Annotated in this window: 14 protein-coding genes and 1 pseudogene; 7 read left to right on the top strand and 8 right to left on the bottom strand. The window is 59.6% G+C overall.

The genetic code is table 11. The annotated features are described in order from the left end of the window. Positions 1-144: 144 nt before the first annotated feature. Positions 145-1,362 (top strand): SfnB family sulfur acquisition oxidoreductase, encoded by a 1,218-nt coding sequence (locus tag EV561_RS21550; RefSeq protein ID WP_132524364.1) that lies wholly within the window; start codon positions 145-147, stop codon positions 1,360-1,362. A gap of 58 nt (positions 1,363-1,420) precedes the next feature. Here the strand turns inward: EV561_RS21550 and EV561_RS21545 are convergent, their stop codons facing one another. From EV561_RS21545 to EV561_RS21535, 3 genes are all read right to left on the bottom strand, one after another. Next, positions 1,421-1,879 carry an Rrf2 family transcriptional regulator gene (locus EV561_RS21545; RefSeq protein ID WP_132524363.1) on the bottom strand — a complete coding sequence of 153 codons (459 nt, stop codon included), beginning with the start codon at positions 1,877-1,879 and terminating at the stop codon, positions 1,421-1,423. A 213-nt stretch (positions 1,880-2,092) separates the two neighbouring features. Next, positions 2,093-3,532 carry an FAD/NAD(P)-binding protein gene (locus EV561_RS21540; RefSeq protein ID WP_132524362.1) on the bottom strand — a complete coding sequence of 480 codons (1,440 nt, stop codon included), beginning with the start codon at positions 3,530-3,532 and terminating at the stop codon, positions 2,093-2,095. 454 nt (positions 3,533-3,986) lie between these two features. After that, on the bottom strand, positions 3,987-5,657 hold the full coding sequence (locus EV561_RS21535; protein ID WP_132524361.1) for a winged helix-turn-helix domain-containing protein: 1,671 nt from the start codon (positions 5,655-5,657) through the stop codon (positions 3,987-3,989). A 179-nt stretch (positions 5,658-5,836) separates the two neighbouring features. On the opposite strand from EV561_RS21535, the gene EV561_RS21530 reads away from it, so the two are divergent. Continuing rightward, positions 5,837-6,112, top strand: coding sequence for a DUF1127 domain-containing protein (locus EV561_RS21530; RefSeq protein WP_132524360.1), 276 nt, complete (start codon positions 5,837-5,839; stop codon positions 6,110-6,112). Between the two features lie 53 nt (positions 6,113-6,165). Here EV561_RS21530 and EV561_RS21525 read toward each other — a convergent pair whose 3' ends face one another. Then, positions 6,166-7,164 carry an ABC transporter permease gene (locus EV561_RS21525; RefSeq protein ID WP_132524359.1) on the bottom strand — a complete coding sequence of 333 codons (999 nt, stop codon included), beginning with the start codon at positions 7,162-7,164 and terminating at the stop codon, positions 6,166-6,168. A gap of 42 nt (positions 7,165-7,206) precedes the next feature. Then, positions 7,207-7,974 (bottom strand): ATP-binding cassette domain-containing protein, encoded by a 768-nt coding sequence (locus EV561_RS21520; protein ID WP_132524394.1) that lies wholly within the window; start codon positions 7,972-7,974, stop codon positions 7,207-7,209. A 210-nt stretch (positions 7,975-8,184) separates the two neighbouring features. Between EV561_RS21520 and EV561_RS21515 the strand changes: the two genes are divergently transcribed. Then, positions 8,185-9,165 (top strand): NAD(P)-dependent oxidoreductase, encoded by a 981-nt coding sequence (locus EV561_RS21515; protein WP_132524358.1) that lies wholly within the window; start codon positions 8,185-8,187, stop codon positions 9,163-9,165. 47 nt (positions 9,166-9,212) lie between these two features. Continuing rightward, positions 9,213-10,202, top strand: a complete 990-nt coding sequence (locus tag EV561_RS21510) for a substrate-binding domain-containing protein (RefSeq protein ID WP_132524357.1) — start codon at positions 9,213-9,215, stop codon at positions 10,200-10,202. Between the two features lie 47 nt (positions 10,203-10,249). Here EV561_RS21510 and acnA read toward each other — a convergent pair whose 3' ends face one another. Together acnA and EV561_RS21500 are read right to left on the bottom strand one after the other, a co-directional pair. Beyond that, positions 10,250-12,877: an aconitate hydratase AcnA gene (gene acnA / locus EV561_RS21505; protein WP_132524356.1), complete on the bottom strand. Its 2,628-nt coding sequence runs from the start codon at positions 12,875-12,877 to the stop codon at positions 10,250-10,252. Positions 12,878-12,908: 31 nt separating this feature from the next. Next, complete coding sequence (locus EV561_RS21500) at positions 12,909-14,246, bottom strand: MFS transporter (RefSeq protein WP_132524355.1); 1,338 nt, start codon at positions 14,244-14,246, stop codon at positions 12,909-12,911. Between the two features lie 154 nt (positions 14,247-14,400). Between EV561_RS21500 and EV561_RS21495 the strand changes: the two genes are divergently transcribed. After that, positions 14,401-15,465 (top strand): lactonase family protein, encoded by a 1,065-nt coding sequence (locus EV561_RS21495; RefSeq protein WP_132524354.1) that lies wholly within the window; start codon positions 14,401-14,403, stop codon positions 15,463-15,465. Here the strand turns inward: EV561_RS21495 and EV561_RS21490 are convergent, their stop codons facing one another. After that, positions 15,466-16,350: a GntR family transcriptional regulator gene (locus tag EV561_RS21490; protein ID WP_132524353.1), complete on the bottom strand. Its 885-nt coding sequence runs from the start codon at positions 16,348-16,350 to the stop codon at positions 15,466-15,468. Between the two features lie 300 nt (positions 16,351-16,650). On the opposite strand from EV561_RS21490, the pseudogene EV561_RS21485 reads away from it, so the two are divergent. Next, positions 16,651-17,910: pseudogene (locus tag EV561_RS21485) on the top strand (cytochrome c biogenesis protein DipZ); the annotation flags it as partial. Between the two features lie 366 nt (positions 17,911-18,276). Next, entirely contained in the window at positions 18,277-18,696 is a 420-nt protein-coding gene (locus EV561_RS21480; protein WP_132524351.1) for an organic hydroperoxide resistance protein, read from the top strand. Positions 18,697-18,889 lie beyond the last annotated feature (193 nt).

Raw genomic sequence — 18,889 nt, 5'->3', positions numbered from 1 at the left:
TTCTCGATCCGAAGCCTATTATGGCTGAGACGCCGTGGACGATAAGCAAAGAAAATCTAATGTCCACTAGTTCTATAGAATATACGAGCTTATCGATCGAAGCCGACTAAGCCACTGATAGTGCATCATATGGTGGAGTGAACGATGGGGACGATATCTCAATTGCACGAGCGCAGCAGGCAGCCCGCCTATCGCATTCAAAGCGACGAGGAAGCACTGGAGATTGCCCGCACGCTGGCATCAGGCTTCGCCCGCCAAGCAAGCGACCGGGACATGAACCGCGTTCTGCCCTATGAGGAACTGGATGCCATTTCGCAGTCCGGTCTGCTCGGCATAACAGTCCCGTCAGAGTATGACGGCCTCGATATTTCCAACGCCGTTCTGGCGGAGATGATCGCCATCCTGGCGGAGGCTGATCCCTCCGTCGGGCAAATTCCCCAGAACCACTTCTATATCCTGGAAGCCCTTCGCACCGACGGCAGCGAGGAGCAGAAGAAATTCTTCTTCGGCAGGGCTCTTGCAGGCGATCGTTTCGGCAATGCCCTTTCCGAAACCGGCACCAAGACGGTCGGGCACTACAATACCCGGCTGACGCCGGATGGTTTCGGCTACCGCATCAACGGCCGAAAATTCTATTCGACCGGTGTCCTGTTTGCCGATTGGATCGCGATCTTTGCGCTTGATCCCAGCGACAAGCTGACCATGTCCTTCGTCCCGCGCGGCACCGAGGGAATCCAGATCATCGATGACTGGGATGGTTTTGGCCAGCGCACGACGGGTAGCGGCACGACGATCCTGCATAATGTCTACGTCAACGGCGATGCCGTCGTCTTCCATCACAAGGGTTTCGAGCGCGCAACGACGATCGGCTCGGTCGGCCAGATCATCCATGCCGGCGTGGATCTCGGCATCGCTCGTGCCGCCTTTGCGGAAGCCGTGGAATTCGTCCGGGAGAAGGCCAGGCCCTGGATGGACAGCGGCGTCGAGCGAGCCTCGGATGATCCGCTGACGATTGCTCGGATCGGCCAGATCGCGATCCGCATCGAAGCCGCGTCGGCCATGGTCGAGCGCGCCGGCAAGAAGGTCGATGTCGCCCAGATCAGCACGACGGAAGGGCATGTGGTCGAGGCAACGCTCGCCGTAGCGGCAGCCAAGGTGCTGACCACGGAAATCGCCCTCGAAGCCGCAAACACGCTGTTCGAACTGGCGGGAACCTCGTCGACCCGTATCGGCCTCAATCTCGATCGGCACTGGCGCAACGCCCGTACCCACACGCTGCACGATCCGGTGCGATGGAAGTACCACGTCGTCGGGAATTACCACTTGAATGATGTGAAGCCGCCGAAAAACGGCGCTCTTTGATGCAAAATCGCCGGCGCGGTGGCCGGCGACGAGGCAACATCAAATCCGCATGGATCGCTCATCCGGCCGTGCGAAAATCTTCCTCTTCGATTTCGATGCTGTCGCCCCCGGCAACGAATTGCTCCAGCGTCATATTGTCGAGAATGGAAGCGATCGCGTCCCGGACCTCGGTCATCGACCGGCGCACGTGACAGCGCTCGGGATCGGAGCAATCGTCGCAGGCCTCATAGGCCGTGCGGCTGGCGCAGCGGATCGGCGCAAGCGGACCGTCGAGCGTGCGTATCACGTGACCGATGCGGATTTCCGAAGCCGGACGCGAAAGCGAATAGCCACCGCCCGGTCCCTTCTTGGAACGCAACACGCCGGAATTGCGCAATTCGAGAAGGATCGTATCCAGGAACTTCTTCGGAATGTTGTTGCGCGAGGCGATGTCATTGATGAACGCCGTTTCGCCCGGAGCCAGGCGAGCCAGGTCTACCAGCGCCTTCAGTCCGTATTTTCCTTTTTTCGTGAGCATCGTATTTCGCTTTACTGGAAAAATAAGCTCTACAAGACCGGCACATTGTCGTGAGTTCGAAGAACAGGTTCGTCCGGCAGCGGCTTGCACGTTTCACCACCGAAATAGCGCCGCAGGCCCCCGCCTACAAGGCGATAACGCACATATTGTATAGTTTATGTGAGTAAATTTGGGCAAATGTATCGAGTCTGCAACGATATACTACTTTCGAGCTCAAGCAGCGCTGTTATCCAGCCGCGTCAGATCCCCCATAAGCTCGATTTCCTTTGCGACCTGGCCGGCAACAAAAACCGCATGTTCGGCGACCTGAGGCAGCCCCATGAGTTCCCCGAAAGTCCCTCGCGCCAGGGGGCCGGAAATATAGAATGAAGGCGCGATCTCGCCGGTAGGCCCGAGCGCCTGCGATGTCATCGTGCAATCGAGACCAAGGCCGGTCGGCTCAAGTGCCAGATAACCCGCCTCGGCCAATCTCGCGATCCAGCCCTGGCTTTCGAAGATGGCCCGATGGCCAGGCCCGGTCGTGACGACGACGGCATCGAACAGCCGCTCGATCCGGTTCTGTGAGCGGCTGACGCGCAGCACGCAATCGATCTTCTCGCCATCCACGCGCACGGATTCGATGGAAGCTGCAAGAATTTCCAGACGTCCTGCCGCGATGGCCCGGTCACCGACCTCCTCCACCTGTGGCGCGATGCGGAACCGGTGCACATCCCAGTAGGGTCTGAGATGCCGAACGATCCGCCGCCGCTCGCTCACCGGCAGCGCCCGCCACAACACATGCCCCTGCCCTCTTACTTGGTCGATGACGCCATGCCAGCTCGCCCCGCCGGCTTCCGCCTCTCGGATCGTGTGTCGAACTTTTTTTAAAAGCTCCAGCGCCGTCCTTGCCGGTGCAGTGGTGAAATCGCCATAGGGATCCTGCGGCGTCCGCGCATGTCCGCGCGAACGCAGGCCACGGCGGGAGATTGCAGTGATCGCTCCCCGATGTCCGCGCAGATCGAGCGACGCGATAACGTCGGCCGATGTCAGACCATTGCCGACGACAAGCACGCGATCACCGGCACCGATCACATCGAGCGCATCCGGCCTGGTCGGATCGGCAACGAAGCGTGGATGATGGCCAAGCGCCCTTGTCAGCGACGCCGGCGGCGTTGGCGACGGATGGCTGGTTGCCAGGACGAGAATATCCGCCTCCACCCGCCGCCCCTCTTCGTCGGATACCAGCCAGCGATTGTTGCGCCGCCGAACATCGGAAACCTTCCGGGCGAGATGCGTGATTGCACCGCTGTCGATCAGGGGCTGCACCATCGCGTTCACATAGTCGCCGAAAACCGCCCGCCGTGGAAACAGGTGGCCGAGGAATGAACGCGCATCCTCATCGCCGGCAATTGCATCGCTGGCGTCGACCCAGCGCTGGAAGTGTTCCGGATCATCCGGCAACAGGCTCATCTTGATCGAGGGGACATTGATGCGATGAGCAGGATCGGGCGTGTCGTAGGCAAGCCCCGCGCCGAGCTTCCTGCGTGGCTCGAACACGATGAGATGGCCCGGTGCCACGAGCCCTGACTGCGCCAGATAATAGGCGACGCCCGCTCCGGAAACACCGCCTCCGATAATCACGACGATGGGCTTTCCGTGGGCTTGGGTGTCCATCGCAATATCCTTTTACCTAATGCTCGCCTCGGAGCGAAAACGCCCGCCGGCCATGGCTGAATCATAAACTCTACAATTTTATTGACAATAGAGCGCGTCCGCGCCCGACCCGCCGAGCCGCCCAGACGGCGTTTTAGATTATTTCGCTGACAAAAAATGCTAATGCACGGAACAACTGCATAGGTGTATGCTTTTTCTCCTCTGGGAGGAGAAAACTATGGAAATCCTGCATCTGCTAACACCATTCGACTATTTGCTGATCGTCGCCCTGCTTGCCGTCTTTGTGGCAAGCGCCGTACAAGGCGGAAGCCACAGAAAGCACTAGCGCGTCGGTCGAAGAACCATAAGACGATATCGCGCTGGAAAGGCACGGTTTGCACGCGCGTCCAGGCTCATTTCAGAGGCCACGACCTCGGCGTTCACAATCATCCGACGGCTAGAGCCGGTGGCGGACTCAAGCTAGATCGCGCATGCGTTGGCCCGCCGTGATCGCGGTGCCTTGGTTCCCGACATGCAGCAACGCCAGGTAGCGAGGGTGGTCGCGGATCGCATCAAACTCTCTGTCATGGAGAATGGTGCCTCTCGCCGCCTTCCAATCGCTGCCGATCATATAGCGTTCGAGCAGTTCGACAGCGGTCTCAACCTCCCCCATGAGCGCGTGGACGGAGGCTGCGTTGTAAATCACGATCAGGTCTTCCGGATCGATCGCAAGCGCCCGCCCAATCCAGCGTCGAGCCTTCTCCCGCTGCCCGATATACATCAGTCCCACGGCGCCGCGGCACAGAGGGCCAGAATCTTCCGGATGCAGATCGACCGCCCTTTCGGCTCTGTCGACGCAGAGATGTGCCCATTTCCGGATACGCGGGTCTCCCGGAGGAAACAGGCCGGTCAGTGCGTTCGGAGAGACATAGTCCGTCAGGCGAAGCCATGCCGCAAATTCGTAGTGCCTGATCGCCTCCTCGTAATCGCCAATGCTGCGGCACATGAAGGCGTAGAAAAAATTCGCCTCGTAGCAGTCAGGATCGATAGACAAGGCCATCTGAAGATCGCGGCGCGCCTGACCTTCAAGCCCTTCGCGAAACATTGCAAAACCTCTTGCCGCATATGCTTCGGGGATTGCGGGATTGAGTTTCAGCGCCCCGCTGGCCGCCTCAACCGTCCTCGCCTTGTGCAGGGTCACCGAATGCCACTCATGCAGAAAGGCGTCGCAGACTGCGATCCCGGAAAGCGCGCGTGCATAGGCCGGATCGAGTTCTGATGCCCTGACGAAAAGCCGGCGAGCCTTGATGACCAGCGGCGTGGTCCACTCATGCGAAAGTTCCCGGGCACGGAGGCAGCAGATATATGCTTCGAGATCGTCAGGCCGCGACGACCCGATTTCAGACTTCGCTTCGGGCAAAAACTCAGCCTTAAGCCGCTCGACGATGGAATTTGTGATCTCATCCTGTATCTCGAAGATTCGGCCGAGTTCTCTCTCGAACCGCTCCACCCAAACCACGCCACCGGTATGCGCCTCGACAAGCTGGGCGGTCAGACGCAGCTGCTTCGATCGAAGCTGGAAGCTTCCGCAAAGAACATACCGGGCGCCGAGCTCACGTCCGAGCGACACGAAATCGGAACTCTGGCGGCTTTTCGCGAAACTCACGTTTCGCGAAATAACGAATAATGTCGGACTTTTTGCCAGCGCCGTGATGATGTCTTCGGCGACCCCGTAAGACAGCCACGGATGGCAGTCGGTTCCTTCGACAGAGGTGAAAGGCAGCACCGCGATAGACTGCCTGTCGGTGCGGCGATCCACGGTTTTATCGGCCGGCTCGACACGCGCGATCCTTGCCTTGTCGATCGCATAGCCGCGGCACGGAACCGTCCGGATCAAGCCGTCCCCGTCTTTACCCAACGTCCTGCGAATGTCCTTTATGCATTGCGTCAGGGAGTCGTCAGTGACCATTACGTTCGGCCAGACAGCGGCCGCGAGCTCGTCCTTCGATAAGACGCGTCCGGCATTCTCAAGAAGATAGATAAGAAGGGAAAAGGACTTCGGACGCAGAGATATATCCCGGCCCTTTTTCAAAAGGCGTCCCTCGCGAAGATCGGGCTGGTGTCCCGCAAATTCGAAAATCGACATGCGCCCCTACCCAGTTTCCACAAGAGTAGCAAAGCCACCCCTTCACAACAACCTCGCAGGGCAAAGGTCCGGATGCACGGCCCGGAATTTCAGCAAAATTTCAGAAGTCGGTCAGCTGCCTTTCCTTACATTCCGGGCTGCGAATGCGACCCTTGACTATCAAAGAACAGGGGGATGCGATGGCTGACGCACGCTTCAACACAACGACCTTCGACCCACACTCGACAGGTTCACCTACCTTGATCGAATGGCTTCGACGACACCTGACGCATAAGGTCGACCATCGAGACACATCCGCATCCTCCCGCGAGCTCGGCGACCTTGACGAGCATCTCCTCTCAGATGTGGGCATCGAGCGGAAAAACACGATCGTCGGCTGGACACCGGCCGCCCATGGCAATGACCCGACATCGATTGTAACGACCTCCTACCAATCGAGGCCGGCCCCCTTCTGAGCCGAACGATACACGTGTTTGACGTCTTTCGTTTGGTCGGCGTTAGCTTTGTCTCATTCGGTGTGCCTGAGGTTGCGGATTCGATCGAAGAGAACAGCAAGGATGATGGCGCCGCCAATGAAGGTGCCTTGCCAGAAGGCGTTGATGCCGAGCAGGCCGAGGCTGTTGCGGATCACCTCGATCAGCGCTGCCCCGATGATTGCACCGAAAGCGGTGCCGACGCCGCCGGCGAGATTTGCGCCGCCGATGACGGCTGCGGCGATCACCTGCAGCTCCATGCCGGCGCCGATGTTGGTGGTGACCGCGCCCAGCCAGCCAGTTTGGATGATGCCCGCGACCCCAGCTGACAAAGCTGAAATCATATAGACGGCCACCTTGATCCTCCTGACGGGAACGCCGGTAAGCGTCGCGGCCTTCTCATTTCCGCCGATGGCAAAGACATAGCGGCCGAACCTGGTCCATCGGAGCATGAAGCCGGTCAGGAGCGCCAGCACGGCAGTATAAACAACCGGGTTCGCAATGCCGAAGAACCAGGCGCCCCCGCCGAACGCCAACAGTTTGTCGTGATCGGGGCCGAACTGAAAGACAACAGTATTGTTGGACGCGACCATTGCAAGGCTGCGCGCAATCGACAGCATTCCGAGCGTGACGACGAATGGCGGAAAGCCGAGATAGGCGATCAGAATGCCATTGAAGGCGCCGATGACAAGGGCTGTCGCGATCGAAGCGGCAACGCCGGTTCCGATCCCATAGCCCGCGTGCATCACGACTGCGAGCACCATGCTGCAAAGGCAGAGCACGGAGCCGACAGACAGGTCGATGCCGCCTGTTATGATGACCAGCGTCATGCCGAGCGCGATGATGGCGACGAAGGTGACGTTGCGCGTGATGTTGTAAAGATTGGTGGGCGTTGCGAAGGAGCTCGTCGCAAAGGACAGGAAAATGCAAGCGAGAGCGACGGCAATCAGCACCCAGAAGGTCTGGCTGGCGAATATTGCCGAAATCCAGCTCCGCTGCCGGTGTGCAATGGTCTGATCAAGAGTAATTGCCATGGTCGACCTTCATTTTCTTTCGATACCGGCCCGGCGGGCCGATCAAACCTGTTCGATCGCTCCGGTGATGAGCCCGGTGACTTCCTCCGGCGAACTCGCCGCGATGTTCTTGTCGGCTACCTTCCGTCCGCGCCGCATCACGATCACTCGATCGGCGACGGAAAAGACGTCGGGCATGCGGTGGCTGATCAGAATGACGGCGATGCCGCGATCACGCAGCTGCCTGATAAGACTGAGAACCTCAGCGACCTGCCGAACGGAAATCGCGGCGGTCGGTTCGTCCATGAGGACGATCTTTGCCTCCGCGAGCATGGTGCGGGCGATTGCCACCGCCTGTCGTTGGCCGCCCGACATCTGCTTGACGAGATCACGCGGGCGCGTCTCGGATTTCAACTCCTTGAAAATCTCGCCGGCGCGCTTGTACATAGCCTTGTAGTCGAGGATCCGCAGCGGGCCCGAACCGCGGTGAAGTTCGCGCCCGAGGAAGACGTTTGCCGCAGCCGTCAGATTATCGCAAAGAGCAAGATCCTGATGCACGATCTCGATGCCGCGCTGTCGCGCCTCCACCGGCCGATGCATGATGAGTTCCTGGCCATCGAGGCGCATGATGCCGTGGCTCGGCCGAAAATTGCCGGCGATCATCTTGACCAGCGTGGACTTGCCCGCGCCGTTATCGCCCATGAGCCCGACGACCTCGCCCGGCTCCAGCGAAAATGAAACGTCGTTGACCGCCTGGATGGCGCCGAAATGTTTCGAAATGTTGGCAAGCTCGAGAACTGCCACCAGTCGTCTACCCTCCCAAGGTCGCAAGCTCGCCCGAACGTATTCGTCTCGATCCGAACCGCGGTTTCGCCCGCCAGTTTCCTCCCTCGCGAGCTTCAGCAAACATTTATCCAGAACCGCACGAGACCGTCAATCGAATGTCGCTAATTTACGGCCTCCGCTAGAATTATTCGCTTTCCAATACAATTCCATTGACGCGCCGGGGCGTCCGTATATTAGCTATTGATGGAGGAGCGCATGCTGATCCTTGTTACTGGGGCAACGGGCAAGGTCGGGCAGCACTTCATATCGGGGGTGCTCAACGATCCGGGGTTTTCGCAGGCGCGTATTCGCGCGCTTTGCCATAACCGCTTGCGCCCTGAAACCGAGCGAGTCGAGGTCATCAGCGGTTCGATCGCCGACCGCGAGACGGTCGCAAAAGCGCTTGCCGGCGTCACCCACGTCGTACATCTCGCCACTTGCAAGGAAATCCCCGCCGACGTGATGGATGTCACCGTCAAGGGACTGTTCTGGCTGCTGGAGGAATTCAGGACGAGCCCAACCGCGCGCCAGTTCGTCCTCATTGGCGGCGACGCCGCCATCGGTCATTTCTTCTATCACCACGAAGCGCCCATCACCGAAGCCACGCCACATCAGGCATATCCGGGATGCTACGCGCTGTCGAAGGTTCTGGAAGAGGTGATGCTGGAGCAATTCCGCATCCAGTACGGCATCAACACCTGCTGCCTGCGCGCGCCCTGGATCATGGAAAAGGACGACTTCAGGTTCAGCCTCTCATTCGGCCTCGATGTCTTCGGCGGACCTGACTGGAAGACGCTTGTGCCCTCGGCTGACGCCGAACGTTACGCCAGGAACGGCACGGTGCCGCTGCTGCTCGATGCAGATGGCCGGCCCCTGAAGCGCAATTTCGTCCATGTCGAAGACCTGGTCTCGGCCATCCTTTCGGCCATCGACAATCCGCGCGCCGAAGGCCAGCTCTTCAACATCTGCATGGATCGCCCTGTCGATTACGGCGAGGTCGCAGGTTACCTCACCCGCACCAGGGGTTTGGATTCCATCGACATTGCAAGCCAGTTCCATTCGAACTGGATGGACAACAGCAAGGCCAGGTACCTGCTCGACTGGAGCCCGGCCTACGATCTCGAAATGCTTATCGACTCGGCCTGGGATTACGAGCGTTCGAAGGATGATCCTCGTATCGTCTGGTATCCGGGTTGATGACGTGGCGGGCATTGTGCCCGCCTTTTTCAAAAGGGGAGGAAACCATGAGGAAGGCATTATTGCTTACAGTCGCAGTGCTTGCGCTTACCGCCGGACAAGCCCTCGCAGCCAAGAAACAGCTCGTCATCATCGTGAAGGGCCTGGACAACCCATTCTTCGAAGCAATCAACCAGGGTTGCCAGAAGTGGAACAAGGAAAACGCCAGCTCCGAATATGAGTGCTTCTACACCGGCCCCGCATCGACATCAGACGAAGCTGGCGAAGCGCAGATCGTCCAGGACATACTAGGCAAGGCCGAGACGGCGGCCATCGCCATCTCGCCCTCCAATGCCAAACTGATTGCCCAGACGCTGAAGACCGCAAGCCCGAAGGTCCCGGTCATGACTGTTGACGCAGACCTTGCGGCTGAGGATTCAGGCCTGCGCAAGACCTACCTCGGCACCGACAACTATCTGATGGGCGTGCGCATCGGCGAATATATCAAGAAGGCAAAGCCGAATGGTGGCACGATCTGCACGATCGAGGGCAATGCAGGCGCCGACAACATCCTTCGCCGTGCGCAGGGCATGCGCGATACGCTGACCGGCCAGAAGGGTATTGCCGCGCTTAAGGGCGAAGGCGGCTGGACCGAAGTTGCCGGTTGCCCGGTCTTCACCAACGACGACGGCGCAAAGGGCGTCCAGGCGATGACCGACATTCTTGCGGCCAATCCCAAGCTTGACGCATTCGGCATCATGGGCGGATGGCCACTCTTCGGTGCACCGCAGCCCTATCGCGACCTGTTCAAGCCGATGGCTGACAAGATCGCCAGCAACGCCTTCGTCATCGGCGCAGCCGACACGATCGGCGACGAGGTCGCGATTGCCAAGGAGGGCCTGGTGACGGCACTCGTCGGCCAGCGGCCGTTTGAAATGGGCTACAAGGCTCCGTCGGTAATGATGGACCTGATCGCCGGCAAGCCGGTCGCTGATCCGGTCTTCACGGGCCTCGACGAATGCACCAAGGACACCGTCGATACCTGCATCCAGAAGTAACCTTTGGTTCGAAGCGTCTATCCGGCTCCTGAACGGAGCCGGATAATTCAGGCAACAGACGTCGTAGCCTGCTTGCCTTTCTGCATGAGCTTCTGCAGGATCAGCGGAAGAATGCCGCCGGCGCGAAGGGTCTCGACCTCGGCGCCGGTCTCAACCGCAGCGGTCGCGACAAAGGACGATGTCGTACCATCAGCGCGACGAACGATCACCGGTATCGGACAACGAGGCGAAAGCCGCTCGATGCCAGCGTCGATCAGCACCGTATCTCCTGCCCTGAGATTGAGGGATTCCGGGCCGAATTTAGCGGGCAGACGCATCGGCAGAATGCCCATGCCAATCAGGTTGGATCGATGGATGCGCTCGAAGCTCAGAGCCAGAACGGCACGGGCACCGAGCAGCGATACGCCCTTTGCCGCCCAATCGCGCGATGATCCCATTCCGTAGCGCTCGCCCGCGACGATCACGACAGACTGACCGTCCTTGGCGTAGCGATTTGCCACCTTGTATAGCGGAAGCAAATCTCCGGACGGGGAGTGAATCGTCTCGCCGGGCGGGATCGCGTCGCCGAGATTGTTGCGCACGGTGCGGTTCGTGAAGAGGCCACGCACCATCGTCTCCCAGTTTCCGCGCCTGGAAGCAAAGACGTTGAGATCAGTCGGGTTCTCGCCCCGCTCGACGAGGTAGCGTCCCGCTTCGCTCTGCGCGGGTATGGCTCCGGCCGGAGAAATATGGTCGGTCGTGATGTCGTCGCCGAGCACCAGCAGCGGCCGGGCTTCATAATCGCCAAGCAGCGTGCCATTTCCAAATCCGGCAAATGGCGGCCGCCGAATGTAAGTGGAGCGATCGTCCCAGGGAAACAGGGTTGTGGTCGGTGCATCCAGCTCCGCCCACACGCGGCTCGCTTCAGCCTCGTCATAGGCCGGCTTGAAGTCCTCTGCATCAGTCGCCGCCGCAACAGCGGCATCGATCTCCTCGCTGGAAGGCCAAAGCATCGAAAGGGTGACCGGTTCCCCCGTTTTTGAAACCCCGATTGCATCCCTGGTTATGTCCAATTCCACCGTCCCGGCGAGAGCAAATGCAATCACCATCGGCGGAGACGCAAGGAAACCAGCCTCCAGCTGCGGATGAACACGCCCGGGAAAGTTTCTGTTTCCGGAAAGCACGGCAACGGGAAGGATTGCCCGTTCTGTCATCGCCTTTGCGATCGGTTCCGTCAGCGGTCCCGAGTTGCCAATGCATGTCGTGCAGCCGTAACCGACGATCCCGAACCCGACCGCCTCCATGTCTTCCAGAAGGCCGCTCCGGCGCAGATACCGTTCCGCCGTCGGCGATCCCGGTGCGAGCGAGGTCTTTACCCAGTATGGAGGGCGAAGGCCGAAGGCTCGTGCCTTGCGGGCGACCAGGCCGGCAGCAACGACCAGACGCGGGTCGGATGTGTTCGTGCAGCTGGTAATCGCCGCGATGGCAACCGCACCGTCATTGGGTCCATCGACCGCCGCCGACCCTGGCGCCTTCTTCATGCCTGCGATGGAAGCCGCGGTTTCACTGATGGAAATGCGGTCCTGCGGACGCTGCGGCCCTGCCAAACTCGCCTTCACATCGGAAAGATCTATTTCGATGACGCCGGTATAGCGCGGCTCGGATGATGGATCGAACCAGATGCCCTGCCGTTTCGCATAAGCTTCCACGAATGCCAAATGCTCCGGATCACGCCCGGTGGCCCGCAGATAGGCGAGCGTCGAATCGTCGATCGGGAAATAGCCGCTGTTGCCGCCGAATTCCGGCGTCATATTGGCCACGACGGCACGATCACCCGCAGTCAGCGTCGAAACGCCGGGGCCGAAAAATTCGACATAGCGATCCTGCAAATCGATCTGGCGGAGCAGATGCGTGACGGTCAGCGCAAGATCGGTGGCAAGAACGCTATCGCCCATCCGTCCCGTGAGTTTCACGCCGATGACATCGGGAACGCGGAGCGCGACCGGCATGCCAAACAGCACGCTTTCGGCCTCGAGCCCGCCAACGCCCCAGGCCAGAACCCCGATACCGTTGACCATCGGGGTGTGGCTGTCAGTGCCGATCAAGGTATCGGGGACTGCCCAGAGGATGCCGTCCTCGACCTTGCTTGTTGCCACGCTCGCGAGCCGCTCGAGATTGAGCGTATGCATGATCCCCGTTCCCGGCGGATGCACACGGAATCCTGTCAGCGTATTGGTCGCCCACTTCATGAAACGGTAGCGTTCGGCATTGCGCTCGAACTCCCGCTTCATGTTCTTCTCAAGGGAGCCGGCCCCTCCGAAGACGTCGACCGCGACCGAGTGATCGGTCGACATGTCGACGGGAACGACCGGATTGAGCAAGGACGGATCGCCGCCGGCCTCGGCCATGGCGGATCTCATCGCGGCAATGTCGACGAGTGCCGGGCCGCATGTCGTGTCGTGCATCAGCACCCGGTGTGGCAGAAACGGGATCTCGTCTTCGCTCGTTCCCGTCTCAAGCCATCCGAGGATCGCCGCCTTCGCGCGCTCGGCCTCATCACCAGCCGTTCGCATCACATTTTCCAGGAGAATGCGATGGATGTAGGGAAGCCGCTGTAAAGCCGCTCCCGCCTCCTGTGGTAGGTCGATGATACGATAATCGGTCGCGTTGACGTTCAGTTTGCCGATTGCCGCCATGCGGTCACTCCTTGCGTTAGACCTCAGCCTTTCAAGCCCGAGACGCCGTCGTTTCAGTGTTGGCGACCTGTTCCTGGTTGCCGTCAGTTGCCGCAACTCGCATGAACCACGTCATCAGGAACGACAGAAGAAGCAGACCGCTGAGGAACAGCAGCCCTCCGAACGCTCCCCCGGTCCATGCCTTGATCGCTCCCATCGTATAGGGACCGACGAAGCCGCCGAGGTTTCCGATCGAGTTGATCGCCGCAATCGACACGGCGGCGGTCGAACGGGTGAGGAAGAGCCCGGGCAGAGACCAGAAAGGCGACTTGAAGGCGTAGATGCCGGCCAGAGAGATCGAAATCAGCGTGACGGCAAGGTAGGGATTGCGGCTGAGGCCGGTGAGCGCCAGTGCCGCCGCCGCGATCAGCAGCGGGATGGCCGTGTGCTTCTGGCGCTCTCCTGTTCTGTCGGAATTATAGGACCACAGCACCATCACGACGGTCGCGACCGCATAAGGGATCATCGAAATGAGCCCGACCTGAAAATTGCTGAGGTGGCCGTCGAAATCCTTGACGATCTGCGGCATCCAGAGGCCGATGCCGAGGTTGCCCACCTGATAGATGAAATAGATCGCAGACAGGAAGAGGACTTTCGGATTGGTGATCGCCTTGAACAGTCCGAGCTGCTTCACGTTCTTGCGAATGGCGTGATCGGCGGCGAGTTCCTTGATGAGCCAATCCCGCTCTTCGGGCTTCAGCCACTTCGCATTCTCGGGACGATCCGTCATGTAGAAGAAATTGAAGATGCCCGCTGCGAAGGCAGGCACGCCTTCAAGAACGAGCATCCAGCGCCATCCGGAAAGCCCATAGCCGGCCAGATAATCCATGATGAACGTGCTGAGCGGCGCGCCGAGCAAAAACGAGACCGGTATCGCCGCGGTAAAATAGGCGACGGTCGTTGCCTGTTCTTTCTCGCGGAACCAGTAGGTCAGATAGATGATCACGCCCGGGAAAAAGCCCGCCTCGGCGACGCCGAGAAGGAAGCGGAGAATATATAGCTGCGTCGCGTTCTGGGCGAACCCCGTCAGCGTCGCGATGATCCCCCAGGTCAGCAGGATGCGCGAGATCCATATCCGCGCGCCGTACTTCTGGAGCGCGACGTTGCTTGGAACTTCGAAGAGAAAATAACCGATAAAGAAGATGCCGCCGGCAAAGCCGAACGCCTCTGCGCTCAGGGCCAGCTCCTTGTTCATCTCGAGCGCGGCGTATCCGATGTTCGCGCGGTCGAGATACGAAATCACATAAATGATGAATGTGTACGGAATGATGCGCCAGAAGACTTTGCGCATCGTGGTTTTCTCGATGGCCGAGATCGCCGACGACGTCATTTCTTTCCTCCCAAAAGGGCGCTCGGGATATGTTCCTCCCCGAGCTTCTTTCCGTCGATTACACAATATGATTATAAAATGCAATTGAGGTTTCTGTCCTCACGCGATATTGAAATGACACGATCGAAGACATGAGAACGTCGAAAGACCACCGATGACCAGCAGCAATCGACATATCGCCTATATCGGCGCCCGCACGACCAGGCAGCGCAACGCACGTGGAAACGGGCTGAACGTCTACCGTCTCGAGGACGGTGTGCGCTGGACGCATCTCCAGCTTCTGGAACTCGAAAATCCCTCCTTTCTCGCCTTCGACCGGACCGGGGATTTTCTCTATACGGTCCATGGGGACATGGATCGGGTCAGCGCCTTTGCCATCGATCCGGCCTCGGGATGCCTCACATTGATCGATGAGCAGTCCACGGAAGGCCGCAATCCGGTGCATTTGGCATTTGACCCCGAGAACCGTTTCCTCCTGGTCGCGAACCACGTGACGTCGACGCTTGCTCTTCTTCCGCGTCGCGAGGACGGGACCTTGGGGGCGGTCGTCGATCTCGTCTCGATATCAGGCAAAATCGGCCCGCACCGGATCGAGCAACCCTTTGCCAAGCCGCACCAGGTCGAATTCGATCCGAGCGGACGATATATAGCCGTTCCCGACAAGGGCCTCGATAAAATCCTCGTCTTCCGCCTCGATTCGGCTGCCGCCAAGCTGATCGAAGTGTCTTCGGTGCAGACGCGGGAAGGATCAGGACCACGGCACCTGGCTTTCCACCCCGACGGCACCTTGGCCTATGTCATCAACGAACTCGATTCGACTGTCGCGGCCTATCGATTTGATCCGACAACCGGGGAGCTTCAGCCGTTCCAGATCCTCTCGGCGCTGCCCGATAGCTTCACCGCATTCAGCAGAGGCTCCGAAATCGCCGTCTCCGCGGATGGAAAATTCGTCTACGCATCCAACCGGGGCAGCGACACGATCGGCGCCTTCTCGCTGTCGGAGGACGGACGGATGACGCCTCTGACATGGCGGACGACTGAAGGACGCACGCCGCGATTCTTCACTTTCGTGCCCGGCGGCAATCAGCTTCTGGCCGCAAATGAGGACAGCGATACCGTCGTCACCTTCGGTGTGGACCCTATCACAGGAGGGCTTCTGAATGCCGAAGCGACGCTGTCCGTTGGAAGTCCCGTATGCATCCTGCTGAGACCGGCGTGATCAGACCTTTGGTGTCTTGATGCGGCTGGCGCCGAGGATGTGATCATGAAGGAATGCCGCGGCTTCCTCGCGGCGGCCGCCTTCGACGAGATCGAGGATGTGGAGATGCTCGGCCGTCTGCTGCGGCAATCGGCTGCGATCGATGGTGATATGGTATTCGATCAGCCGCCGGAGCCGATTGATGCGCTTCAGCGAATCCAGAAAAAAGCCGTTGCGTGAGCATGCGACCAGCATTTCGTGGAATTCGTTGTTCGTCTTGAATATCTCGGCGCGCGACCACGTTTCAAAGCCGCCGTCGCGCAGTGCCGTCTGCAATTCCCGCGCTCTCCGAAAGCCTTCCGCATCGGGTTGGAAGGTGGGCAGCAGCATCGCCTGCTGCTCTATGACCGCGCGGAAGACGTAGCCTTCCTCGTAGCTCTCGCGGGAGGTCAGGGTCTGCCGAAAGGCCCAGCCGTTTCCCGGAAGACGTTCGATCCAGCCCTCGTCGGCAATCCTGTGAAGCAGCTTGAGCAGCTTGGTGCGCGGAAGGTCGTAAAGCCGCATCAGCTCGTTTTCACTCACGCGCTCCGGAAGCTTCCCCGCAAGGCGATCCTCCGCGATCCGGAAGTAGGCGGGATCATTCCCATCCGCTTCCTGCGGGACTTGCATTGCCGGCGTCTCGATCTGATCGCCATCGACCAGCAGGAAATAGCCGCGATTGGGCTCGGCTTGAACGATGCCCCTTCCCTCCAGCTTTTTCAGCGCGCTCATCACGGGCGCTCGCGACACCCGAAAATGGTCGGCGAGCATCTGCAGGGGAAGGTGCTGTCCCCGCTGCATATCCTTCGACTTCACGAATTCGATGATGTCGGTGCTGATCTGAAGTGAGACGCCGTTTCTCGCCATGACCACAATCCAGAAAACTGATTTCACTGCCATTTTATCGGCTAGCCGGGAAAGAGCTAGACAGCCGAGATATGACAAAAATGAGATCGCTGTCGAGCAGCAACATCATCTGCCCGACCCGCCACGCGAAATGCATGAGGCGGTGAGCGGTCGCTAGCTCGGCTAGCCAGGTTGCACATTTCGTTACAATTCCGCCGGATCAGGACACATCCGGGATACATCCGTCTCCGCTTATGGTGCGTGCTGGGCCAGGAACGCTGAGCCCGGCACATCCATCAACGACTTCAAAGGAAACGGATGATGTTTCTTCTCGTTATAGCCTACCTGGGCGGCGTGTTGACCATACTCAGTCCGTGCATATTGCCGGTCCTGCCCTTCGTCTTTTTAAGTGCGGGACAGCCCTTCGTCAAAAGCACGCTACCGATGCTCGCCGGAATGGCGATCACATTCGCCGCCGTTGCAACACTGGCTGCTGTCGGTGGCAGCTGGGCGGTTCACGCCAATGAATTTGGCCGCTATGTCGCGATCGCACTGCTCGCCGTCACCGGCCTCATGCTTCTCTCACCGCAAGTCGCCGCCGTCCTGACACGACCGATCGTTGCGTTCGGAAACCGGATCGTGAATTCGACCGGTCGGTCGAGCGCAATTCCGGGTATGGGCAGATCCCTGCTTCTCGGCGTTGCCACTGGCATGCTGTGGGCGCCCTGCGCCGGCCCCATCCTCGGGTTGGTGCTGACAGGTGCCGCTCTCCAGGGCGCCAACGCCAGCACAACCTTCTTTCTCCTGGCCTATTCTGCAGGAGCTGCCACTTCGCTTGCCGTTGCTCTTCTGATCGGTGGGCGCGTCTTCGCGGCCATGAAGCAATCGCTGGGCGCCGGCGAATGGTTTCGTCGCGGCCTCGGCATCGCCGTTCTCTCAGGCGTAACGCTTGTCGGGTTTGGAGCCGATGTCGGAGTTCTTGCCCGCATTCAAGGCGTCAGCACCAGCAAGTTCGAGCAAAGTCTCGTAGACGCCGTCGGCAATGACAGGTCGAAGCAGACCGCCGAGCCCGGGGATAGCGGCATGTTGCAGCGGGTAAGCGACGGCCCCCAGCCCTATCGCAGCAATCTGCCGATCGAGGGACAATTCCCCTCGCTGGACGGCGCTGTCGAATGGCTGAACTCGCCGCCGCTCACCAAGGAACAGCTCCGCGGCAAGGTCGTGCTCGTCGACTTCTGGACTTTCTCCTGCATCAACTGCATTCACACCGTCCCCTACGTTCGAGCCTGGGCCGAAAAATACAAAGATCAGGGACTCGTTGTGATCGGCGTGCATGCTCCAGAATTCGCCTACGAAAAGAAGATCGACAACGTCAAGAAGGCGGTCAAGGACTTCGGGCTCGACTACCCCGTCGCCGTCGACAACAACTACAAAATCTGGCGGGCGTTCGATAACAGCTACTGGCCGGCCCACTACTTTATCGATGCCAAGGGGCAGATCAGATACCACCATTTCGGCGAAGGCGCTTACGACGAATCCGAAAAGGTCATCCAGGATCTGTTGGCCGAGGCCAAGAGCGAGCGTGCCGAAAACACCTCCGTCAAACCGGACACCCAGAACGCAGGCGCACTTGCTGAAAAGCGCGACCACGTCTGAAAAAACCAGGCAACTGGATTGAAAATGCTGCTACGCCGCGCGTCATATCTGCCGCGCGGCGTTGCGGCTGAAGATAGTCTTCCATCCCAGCCGGCCCGGTCCCGACTCCGCATCATAGTCCGACAGCTGTTTTGTATCCGTCATCCCTCGGGCCGGCTCTCCTACACACTTCGTTACACTTCCGGCAAATCCGGACACATCCGGGATACGTCGCCAGCGCCTTATGCGGCCAATGGCTGATCGTCAGCTATCGCGTCTGGGCGCATCACCCATCTCAAGAGGAACGACATCATGACCCAAGTTGAAAAGGCATTGTACACAGGCAAGACCCACACCGCAGGCGGTCGCGACGGCGGCAGCGCTCGCAGCGACGACGGCCGTCTCGATGTCAAGTTCTCGGTCCCCGGCTCCACGGGCGACGGCACCAATCCGGAGCAGATGTTTGCCGCCGGCTGGTCGACCTGCTTTATCGGCGCCATGGGCCTTGCTGCCCGCAAGATGAAGATCGCCCTTCCGGCTGAGACCGCGGTCGACGCCGAAGTGGACCTCTGCATGGTGGATGGCGCTTACTTCCTCCAGGCGCGCCTCAATGTCAGCCTGCCCGGTCTCGAAGCTGACGTTGCCCAAGCGGTCGCAGACGCCGCACACCAGACATGCCCTTATTCGAAGGCCACACGCGGCAACATCGATGTCGTGATCAAGGTCGTCTGACCTGGGCCTCCGAATGTGACCCGTCCAGCCTCCCGGACGGGTCACATCAAAGCAGCGAAACGCGTCCCGGAAATCCATAGCAAGGTTCCGGGGCGTCGGCCTCCTCCGAAAGTGGTAGTGGTTATCCCAAGATACGACCAATTCCACATTTGGCGGATGTCTTGCTCCCTTTTTCCACGTGTCCAGAAAGCTC

The organism is Rhizobium sp. BK376, assembly GCF_004341625.1.
In the GTDB taxonomy this organism is placed as follows: Bacteria; Pseudomonadota; Alphaproteobacteria; order Rhizobiales; family Rhizobiaceae; genus Rhizobium.
The sequence above is the reverse complement of the archived record's forward strand: the minus strand, read 5'-3'. Positions and strand labels throughout refer to the sequence as shown.

What these genes read in the sequence shown, in the direction of transcription:
- EV561_RS21550 (WP_132524364.1), top strand. Translation starts at nt 145, where the DNA reads ATGGGGACGATATCTCAATTGCACGAGCGCAGCAGGCAGCCCGCCTAT.
- EV561_RS21545 (WP_132524363.1), bottom strand. Translation starts at nt 1,879, where the DNA reads ATGCTCACGAAAAAAGGAAAATACGGACTGAAGGCGCTGGTAGACCTG.
- EV561_RS21540 (WP_132524362.1), bottom strand. Translation starts at nt 3,532, where the DNA reads ATGGACACCCAAGCCCACGGAAAGCCCATCGTCGTGATTATCGGAGGC.
- EV561_RS21535 (WP_132524361.1), bottom strand. Translation starts at nt 5,657, where the DNA reads ATGTCGATTTTCGAATTTGCGGGACACCAGCCCGATCTTCGCGAGGGA.
- EV561_RS21530 (WP_132524360.1), top strand. Translation starts at nt 5,837, where the DNA reads ATGGCTGACGCACGCTTCAACACAACGACCTTCGACCCACACTCGACA.
- EV561_RS21525 (WP_132524359.1), bottom strand. Translation starts at nt 7,164, where the DNA reads ATGGCAATTACTCTTGATCAGACCATTGCACACCGGCAGCGGAGCTGG.
- EV561_RS21515 (WP_132524358.1), top strand. Translation starts at nt 8,185, where the DNA reads ATGCTGATCCTTGTTACTGGGGCAACGGGCAAGGTCGGGCAGCACTTC.
- EV561_RS21510 (WP_132524357.1), top strand. Translation starts at nt 9,213, where the DNA reads ATGAGGAAGGCATTATTGCTTACAGTCGCAGTGCTTGCGCTTACCGCC.
- acnA (WP_132524356.1), bottom strand. Translation starts at nt 12,877, where the DNA reads ATGGCGGCAATCGGCAAACTGAACGTCAACGCGACCGATTATCGTATC.
- EV561_RS21500 (WP_132524355.1), bottom strand. Translation starts at nt 14,246, where the DNA reads ATGACGTCGTCGGCGATCTCGGCCATCGAGAAAACCACGATGCGCAAA.
- EV561_RS21495 (WP_132524354.1), top strand. Translation starts at nt 14,401, where the DNA reads ATGACCAGCAGCAATCGACATATCGCCTATATCGGCGCCCGCACGACC.
- EV561_RS21490 (WP_132524353.1), bottom strand. Translation starts at nt 16,350, where the DNA reads ATGGCGAGAAACGGCGTCTCACTTCAGATCAGCACCGACATCATCGAA.
- EV561_RS21480 (WP_132524351.1), top strand. Translation starts at nt 18,277, where the DNA reads ATGACCCAAGTTGAAAAGGCATTGTACACAGGCAAGACCCACACCGCA.